This is a genomic window from Actinoalloteichus spitiensis RMV-1378, assembly GCF_000239155.1.
GTDB classification, from domain to species: domain Bacteria; phylum Actinomycetota; class Actinomycetes; order Mycobacteriales; family Pseudonocardiaceae; genus Actinoalloteichus_B; species Actinoalloteichus_B spitiensis.
Window position 1 is genome coordinate 1 of the sequence record NZ_AGVX02000583.1, and the last position, 1232, is coordinate 1232.

Genomic DNA, 1232 nt, shown 5'->3' on the forward strand with positions numbered 1-1232 from the left:
CCCAGCCGACACGGCTCGGAGGCGCCCGCCTCCGCCCCCGACTCCGGAGCTGTTGGGTGACCGGGGACGGCTCGGCGTCCGTGCTGGCCATGATGGCGAAGGCGGAGGAACTGCTCCGGGCGGAACCACACGCCTGGCCCGTCCCGCACCTCGCGGGACGGCTGGAGTTGCCCGAGGTGGAAAGCGGCTGACCAGCCCGCATCACCAGGACACCCGTGTTCCCCCGTGCCCGCCGGGTGGGCCTCCGGCCCGCCCGGCACGTCCACACCCGCCGCACGCGGTCGCGGCAGGCGCACTGATCCGCTCCCCGACCGGCGACCCGCCCGCCCAGGGCCCCTCGCGGCCCGCCCGGTCCACCACCCCGTCACATCCCACCGGTCGGGCGGAGGCGCCACGGCTCCATCCCCCGCGCCCCCTCCTCCTCGGCGCCACCGGGCACCGGTGGGCGAGGCGGTGCCCGGCTCGGACGGCTGGCGAACGTCGACCACCCCCGTCCCGTCGGCACGAACCGACATCCCTGCCCCGCAGCGCCCTCGGCTGCTACCAGTGCCTCCTCGGAGCGACTCCCACCAGCGGCCGATACCCGCTGATCCACGCACCGAGTGCTCATATCCCGGTCATGGCCGCCCGGGGCGGGTGGCGCGACCGGGCGGACCGCCCCGGCCCCGACCGCGGATACCCGTGGCGAAGCACCGAGGCCAGACCGCTCCCCGCCCGTGCTGCCGGAGAACCGTCGTCGGAGTGGGCACCCTGCTGGGGCGTTGCTCCCACCCGCCGTGACCTCCGTCGTCGAACTCCGGTTCGGCGTCGCACGGCCGGACGTCCGCGTCAGGAGGAGTAGGCCCGACGGCCCGGCCCGGTGCTCGACGGGGAGTACGAGCCGGTGGCACCCCCGTGCTGTCCGTGCGGGGCATCGCCGGCGCCGGGAACGGCAGCCGGGCCAGGGCACCGTCCGTTCTCCTCGCCGGATCGCCCACGCGAGGGGCCAGCTCGTCCTCCGACGACGGCCCGAGCCCCCACCATCCGTCTCCGGCCCCTGGCACCACGGCGGCCGGTCTGCCTCGGGCCCCTGTCCGCGTCCCGGCCCGGGAGGCGCGGAGGCTCGAACGGTGCCGGGTGAGGCCCACCGCGCGGGACGGGCGACCGTCCATGGTGCAGCCCGGTCCGCCGGGGAACATCCCGGTGCGTGCGGTGGCAGCCGGCGCACCCCGACCCGCGCACGACGAAGGCGG

Annotated in this window: 1 pseudogene; it reads left to right on the forward strand. The window is 77.0% G+C overall.

The features are described 5' to 3' along the window. Nucleotides 1-191: pseudogene (locus ACTIDRAF_RS34595) on the forward strand (hypothetical protein); the annotation flags it as partial. Between the last annotated feature and the right edge of the window lie 1041 nt (nt 192-1232).